6 protein-coding genes and 1 pseudogene are annotated in these 6,383 nt (G+C 43.7%); 4 read left to right on the forward strand and 3 right to left on the reverse strand.

Features of this window, described 5'->3' with window-relative positions:
- Positions 1-195, reverse strand: a pseudogene (locus ACTNEW_RS15975) (IS4 family transposase); the annotation flags it as partial.
- Positions 196-358: 163 nt separating this feature from the next.
- Between ACTNEW_RS15975 and ACTNEW_RS15980 the strand changes: the two are divergent.
- On the forward strand, positions 359-1,483 hold the full coding sequence (locus tag ACTNEW_RS15980) for an SEL1-like repeat protein (RefSeq protein ID WP_441062762.1): 1,125 nt from the start codon (positions 359-361) through the stop codon (positions 1,481-1,483).
- A gap of 31 nt (positions 1,484-1,514) precedes the next feature.
- Entirely contained in the window at positions 1,515-2,201 is a 687-nt protein-coding gene (locus ACTNEW_RS15985) for a tetratricopeptide repeat protein (RefSeq protein ID WP_441062764.1), read from the forward strand.
- A gap of 258 nt (positions 2,202-2,459) precedes the next feature.
- Here ACTNEW_RS15985 and ACTNEW_RS15990 read toward each other — a convergent pair whose 3' ends face one another.
- Positions 2,460-3,689: a M20 family metallo-hydrolase gene (locus ACTNEW_RS15990; RefSeq protein ID WP_441062766.1), complete on the reverse strand. Its 1,230-nt coding sequence runs from the start codon at positions 3,687-3,689 to the stop codon at positions 2,460-2,462.
- A gap of 22 nt (positions 3,690-3,711) precedes the next feature.
- The gene (locus ACTNEW_RS15995; RefSeq protein ID WP_441062768.1) at positions 3,712-3,954 is read right to left on the reverse strand and encodes a hypothetical protein; all 243 of its coding nucleotides are present in this window, start codon (positions 3,952-3,954) and stop codon (positions 3,712-3,714) included.
- Between the two features lie 567 nt (positions 3,955-4,521).
- Between ACTNEW_RS15995 and ACTNEW_RS16000 the strand changes: the two genes are divergently transcribed.
- Both ACTNEW_RS16000 and ACTNEW_RS16005 read left to right on the forward strand, forming a co-directional pair.
- Positions 4,522-5,049: an ATP-binding protein gene (locus tag ACTNEW_RS16000; protein ID WP_441062770.1), complete on the forward strand. Its 528-nt coding sequence runs from the start codon at positions 4,522-4,524 to the stop codon at positions 5,047-5,049.
- Between the two features lie 35 nt (positions 5,050-5,084).
- Positions 5,085-5,846: a DNA-processing protein DprA gene (locus ACTNEW_RS16005; protein WP_441062771.1), complete on the forward strand. Its 762-nt coding sequence runs from the start codon at positions 5,085-5,087 to the stop codon at positions 5,844-5,846.
- Positions 5,847-6,383: the final 537 nt, after the last annotated feature.

Consider the following 6,383-nt stretch of genomic DNA (forward strand, 5'->3'; position numbering starts at 1 on the left):
GCAGATTCTGGAGATATTTTGATGCATGGCACAATGATTGGTATGCAGTAGATAAAAGACGACCTGACGGAGGGAAAGTTTTCTCTTACGGACAAAATGGTTCTCAACGCGGTACTGATTCAAAAAATCAGTGGAAGCAAGAAGATGCCGTATGCAGATGATGATCCTGGTGAAAATATTCTGATAACAGTTCATATGTGATACCTCCTTAAATTTAAATATTTAAGGGGTGCGCAACACATTTTGATTAATTTGTCAAGTAGAAAATAGCACAAAAAGATTAAATATTTATAAAATAAAACTAAAAAATATATAAATATCTTAAGTTGACCACATTGGTGACAGGCACCATAAAAATATGGGAAAAAAGGCTTTCTCAAAAAACGACCGGGAAAAGAAAGAACGTATCGTTTCCATCGATGCGTGCCTTTCCGATTATTTTATGAGTACATTGGCGAATAAGCTCCTGAAAGAAAGGAGAATCCATGTGCTTCAAAAAAAGGTGGGAGGAATAAAAATGACAAAAGACATGAGCGCCGAAGAACTGTACAAAAACGGCTGTAAGTATTACAAGGGGGACGGCGTGCCTGTGGATAAGGAAAGGGCTCTCATTTTATTTGAACAGGCTGCGCAGTTGGGGTGTATCGAAGCCCAAGCCGATTGCAGCGCCATGTATTATGATGGCGAAGGGACAGAAGCTGATTTTGAAAAAGCATTCTACTGGACTGAGAAAGTCGCACAACAGGGAGATGCAGATGCCCAAAGGGCTTTGGGCGTGGCGTATTATAGAGGCGACGGAACGGAAATTGATTACGAAAAGGCGCTGTACTGGTTTGAAAAAGCCGCAGAGCAGGGAGACGATTGGGCGCAGAACTGTTGTGGCAATATGTATTACCAGGGAACCGTAACCGGCGAGCGAGATTGTGAAAAGGCATTGTACTGGTTTGAGAAGGCCGCAGAGCAAGGGCACGCTTTAGCGCAGCGCAAATGCGGCGAGATGTACTTATCTGGCGAGGGAACCGAAGCCGATCCTGAAAAGGCACAATATTGGCTGAAAAAATACGATGAGACAACCAAGATGACGCCTCAAAAAGAATTTGAACTTGCCTGTACACTTTACAAAGGCGAGGGAGTAACCGCCAATCCGGAAAAGGCGCTGTACTGGTTTGAGCAGGCCGTTGAGCACGGCCATGACGAGGCACCGTATTATTTGGGGAATATGTATTACAGAGGGGAAGGAACGCAGACCGATAAAAAGAAAGCGCTTTCTCTGTTTAAGAAGGCCGCGGAAAAAGGGTATTCGGAAGCGCAATATACCTGTGGCACGATGTATTACAAGGGCGAGGGGACACCGGTGGATATGAACCAGGCGTTCTTATGGATGGAAAAAGCAGCGGAGCAGGGGCACGCATTGGCTAAGGGCTTTTTGCAGAGATGCAAAAGAAATAAAAAAGAAAAAAATAAGAACAAACGAACCTGTTAAGATGTGAAGAGATAACAAGGAGGATGGGCTTATGCTGACGGAAAAAGACAATGCGGTGCAGGCCAATGTGATGGAAACCGCTGTGCCTGCGGATGTTTTGGACAGGATTTTTCAGAAGCTCGCCGGGTTGGATGAAGCCCGTTGGCTGCGTGCAGAAAAATATATTGAGCTGCTATTGGCAGAAAAAGCGGCCGAAACGGGCGATGCCGAGGCACAAGCCAAATGCGGCGATATGTATATGAGCGGATACGGAGAATCCGGGCTGGTAAACCGGAGAAAGGCGCTTTTTTTCTATAAGAAGGCCGCAGAACAGGGCAATGTCCATGCACAATTCCAGTGCGGAGATATATATTCCCACGGAATAAGCTCGCGTGACAGATTAATGGCACGGGAGTGGTTTGAAAAGGCCGCAATGCAGGGGGATGCCGAGGCCCAGTGTCGTTGCGGAGATATGTATTTCCAGGGAATACCGGGTGAGACTGATGAGACTGATTTAAAAAAGGCTTTTGATTGGTATAAAAAAGCCGCAGAACAGGGCCACGGAAATGCACAGTATGCCTTGGGCGAAATGTATATGTGCGGCGGAGTGGAGGCGGATGATGAAAAAGCAGTCTACTGGTATAAGAAAGCAGCACAGCAAGGCGTCTATGAGGCAATGGATGCTTTGGTGAAGGTGTATGGTGATGATACTTATAGGGATCATGTAGAGGAGGATTGATAGGTAAAATTGCAGCCGTGCAAAATACTTTGTATGCCGTGTTTCTGGCCGACAGGCCGGGAACACGGCACTTTTTGTTTTGCGACCGGACATTGGTGACAGGCACCATAAAACTGGGTACATCAAAAAAATAGCCTGAAAGTCAAGCGAAATGCTGAAATTTCAGGCTGTTTCAACCTCACTTACACATTGAGTGTGTAGAATCAGTGGTGGTTGACAATGTATCGCGCTTGTTTTGAATACGCGGTTTTTCTTTTTTCAAGCCTTTTCTTCTTCATGACCCCATGCAATTTCTCGTAAAAAAGCTTTTAACAACAAGTACCCATGACCGATATCATCCATCTTACTATATTCCAATGGCGAATGGCTGATTCCACCGACGCTTGGAACAAAAATCATATTTGTCTTTATATTTTGTGCTACCATCTCGGCGTCATGACCGGCACCGCTGTGCATTTTTCGATAGGACAGATGCAGCTTTTTTGCAGCTTCTTCTAATAGCTTCAGCCCATCCTCATCCATCTGTGCCGGAGCATTCGGTGCCGCAAATTCCAAGGTGTAATGGAACCCATCCTGCTGCTGCAGATTTTGGATTCTCATCCGTGCTTCCTGCAGTATAGCGGGAGATGTCGAACGAATATCAAAAGACAGGCTGACGGAACCGGGAATGACATTGCTCTTATTCGGAAACACTTGAATTTCTCCAAACGTACAAGTGACCGCTTCGTTGTAGGCCATGGCCCATTGATTCATTTCTGTGATGAACTGTGCGGCTCTCGTCACCGGGTCTTTTCGCAGATGCATCGGTGTCGTGCCTGCATGGTTTTGATGTCCGTCAATTGTGATTTTACCAATCAAAAGCCCCACAATCGAGGTGACCAGGCCGACTTGCTCTCCGCTCTGCTCCAACACACCGCCCTGTTCAATATGCAATTCGATAAAGCGTTCAACCTTCTGCATTTGCAGTGATTTTTGCGCTCTTTTTCCGGAAAATCCCGCATGCCGGATTGCCTCTGTCAGCGTGATTCCATTCGCATCCCGTTCCAGCAGAATGTCATCCGATAATTGCCCAACGAAATAGCGGCTGCCCAAATATCCGGAGAGGAATCTACTGCCTTCTTCTTCACAGAATGCGACAACCTCCACACTCTTTTTCGGTTTACCGAATTCCTCGTAAAGTGCCCCTGCGGCAGCAATCGCACAAATTATACCCAAGGCGCCATCGTACTTCCCGCCGTTCTTTACAGTGTCTCGATGAGAACCTGTTAAGACGATTTTATCCTGCTCTCCTTCTATTTTTCCGAAGAGATTGCCAATATCATCGTAAAATACTTCTAAATTTTTTCCCCGCATCCATTGCTCCAAAAGTTTCAGTGCTTTATGATCCTCCTCTGTGTAGGTCGCTCTCCAATGCAGACTTCCCATTTTTCCGGTTTCATGAAGAGAATCCAATGCATTTTCTATCCATGTCAGCGCTTCATTATACATGATTTACCTCCTCCACAATCCGTTAAAGACTGTATCCCACTCCAGAGAACATTGGCCGTTCTGAAATTGTCTGTGCGACACCGATGGTGAATGAATCGACAGTCGCGGACGCGAAGCCCACACCGACAGGTACTATGGATATCGCCACACCGATTATGGCATCATATCCCAAAGTCATGGCAACTGCGACGAAGATTGGAATAAATGCGATACTTTCTTCATAGGGCATTGTCCCCGTAGCCCCCCACACCGCAAGGATTACCATAGGTTACAACTTCTCATTTCTAAATGTTCTATAGATTCAAAGCATCTTAAGAATTTGCAAAAAAATTGCTTCCTTTGAGCAAATTGATCGGTTGTAGTATAACACAACAAGTACAAAAGTAAAAGTTTAATTCCTAAAAAAGTTTAATAAACAACTTTCAGTTATGTGAGAATAGCAAACGAGGACGGAACTATTTCATTTCATCCGCTTAGAGAAAACAACATCTATGTTCACTGCGAGACTTGTGGCAGCATGGTCCCAGTCGATGATCCCGTCAATTTCATAGCGGACATGGCCGACATGGGAATTATCATGGATGATGCTTTCAATTGGTGCGAAAAATGTTCAGAAGAACATTTTGCCTGGGAAGAGGAATACTGCGAAAGCTTGACAAGTGAATTATAATAAGAAGAAAGAGATATTGACCCTGGCGCGTTGATATCTCTTTTTTAATGGAACGAAAGGCTGCTCTGTAAATTCTCAAAATATGAAGAGTAGTCTAAAGTAATCTCTGATGAAAGAGACGCAAAAGCCATTGTTTAGGGGGTGCAAAAGGGGGTGCAACCGTTGGATTGTATCAAAATGGTGGTTACGATGAATCCCTGCCCATGTGGATACTATCCGGGAAGCCGGTGCAGGTGTACGGATTATGAGATTGTCCATTACCGGGGGAAAATTTCCGGTCCGATATTGGAGCGCATTGATATTCAGAAGAATGTGCGCCATGTGGATTATTTTCACCTGGAGGAAGAAAAAAGTGAACGGACATCAGCAGAACTTCGGCAAATGGTAGAGTGGGCACGGAAGATCCAGCAGGAACGTTTTAAAGAAGAAATATTGGTAAATTGTAATGCACAGATGACTACGTCTATGATCCAAAAATATTGCAAAATAGATAAGGAGACTACAAAGATTCTCAGATCTGCCAGTGAAAAATATGGATATAGTGCGAGAGTGATCCATAAACTGCTGAGACTGGCGAGGACTGCAGCGGATCTGCGTGGAGCGGAGACCATCAACAGGGAGGATATGATCTTTGTCCTGAGCTGTCGTGATCTGGATAAGAGTAACAGTGATATGTATGTGATCAAATAGAACATTTTTATGAAACATGAGCGAGAGGTGGTTTTATGGAATTGTACTATATCTGGTTGAAATGTATCAAAGGGCTGGGACCTCTGAGCTGGCATATACTGCTTGAAGAATTTGGGGATCCTTATGAAATCTATCAGAACAGAATGCTGTTGGTACCGCAGGGAAAAGCTACTGCACATCATCTTCAATTGCTGAAATCAGGTACAGAGGAATCCATGGAGAAGGCAAAACAAATTCAGGAAGACTGCAGAAAACAGGGAATCCACATAATCAAATATGAGGATTCGGAGTTTGCTGAAAATATAAGAGAAAATCCGGAATTTCCGATCTTATTCTATGCAAAGGGAACTGTAAAAGAAAATTGGACACATGGAGCAGGAATCATTGGTGCAAGACGCTGCAGCCCGGAAGGAAAAGAATGCGCAATAAAAACAGCAATCCAGATGGTCGAGCATCATTACCCAGTGATCAGTGGCCTGGCAAAAGGAGTCGATTCTTATTCTCATACAGCAGCAATAAATCATGGAGGTTTTACAATTGCCGTTTTGGGATTTGGAATAGATTACTGCTATCCGCCTGAACACAAAAAACTCAAAGAAGCAATAGCAGAAACCGGTCTGTTAATCTCCGAATATCCTCCCGGAACTCCTCCAGAAAGATATCATTTCCCTCAAAGAAACCGGATCATAGCAGGATTATCTGATATACTTTATGTGATCGATATTGGAAAGAGTAGCGGAACCAAAACAACTATACAGGCGGCAGAACGCTATGGAAAAACAATCTGTTTCCAATAGGGATATTAGTGACAGGCATGGGAAGCAGGGGGAAAGTACCAACAAAGCGGTACTTGTCACCATAAAGGCATGATGAAAAGCCTAAATGATCTATAAGAGAAATATAAACAAAAGTTTATAAAGGGTGGTTGCGTATGATACTCTTTGCATATATACATAAGAGCAACATCCTTGTTTGCTCCACTTCCATATAGACTTAATCGATGGTTCTATGATATCATTACTTTAAGTTCAGTAAATGATGACACGGAACCATTTTTATATTGAAGGTGATGCGAAGTATGGAATTATATCACCCAAGATGAAGAACATAAAAACACAAGCAAAAACGACCGCCAGTAAGTTCCCCAACCACAGCGATCGTTTTTGATTTAAGTTAGTGGGGGCTAGCCGTCTATCGGTAGCACCTTTTATAAATATATAATAATGATGTTGGGGTCAAAACCATAAATAAGTTTGCCCCTATTCCTATATTACCTTGAAAAATTCATATTTTGTAGTATATCGCCGGACTTTTTGGGATATATGCTGGGTATT

This window comes from Blautia sp. HCP3S3_G3 (assembly GCF_052063365.1).
In the GTDB taxonomy this organism is placed as follows: Bacteria; Bacillota; Clostridia; order Lachnospirales; family Lachnospiraceae; genus Blautia_A.